The following is a 477-nucleotide window of genomic DNA, read 5'->3' on the forward strand; positions in this document are numbered from 1 at the left end:
GCCTTATCTTTGCGATTCAGTTCTTTTTGCAGTTGCTTTATTTCTTGCTTAAGCTGTTTACTGTCTGACTTTACTGTTTTATTTGAAGGTGGTGTTACTAAGTCTTTCTTCCATTGCTGAATATGATGCGGATAAAGCCCTATATTACGGCAGTATTCATTTATGGCGGCTTCATCTAAACTTCCACACTCAATTACTGCGTTGAGTCTTTCTTCTAAACTCCAGTCTTGTGGTCGTTTTTCTGCTGTCATTTGGCTACCCGTCTGGTGTATTTCAAGTTGATGCTTTTTTGCCAGTGCTATCCAACGTTGTAACGTTGAATAACCGACACCTAAGTCATCTGCAATATCTTCTAAGCGAACATCATCACATTGAGATAATGCTTTTTCAACAGCTTGAACTTTAAATTCTTGTGTAAATTGACGTCTCATTTTATTTGCCTCTGCTAAATGTTAGAGGCGACAACTATCCTGACAC

The 477-nt window shown here is 38.4% G+C and carries 1 protein-coding gene; it reads right to left on the reverse strand.

The window, feature by feature from the left end; translation table 11 throughout:
* On the reverse strand, positions 1-431 hold a 431-nt coding region (locus ACTRWE_RS19275), incomplete at its 3' end, for a transposase (RefSeq protein ID WP_462880541.1).
* Between the last annotated feature and the right edge of the window lie 46 nt (positions 432-477).

This window comes from Pseudoalteromonas sp. G5_S1_54_S4 (assembly GCF_054968565.1).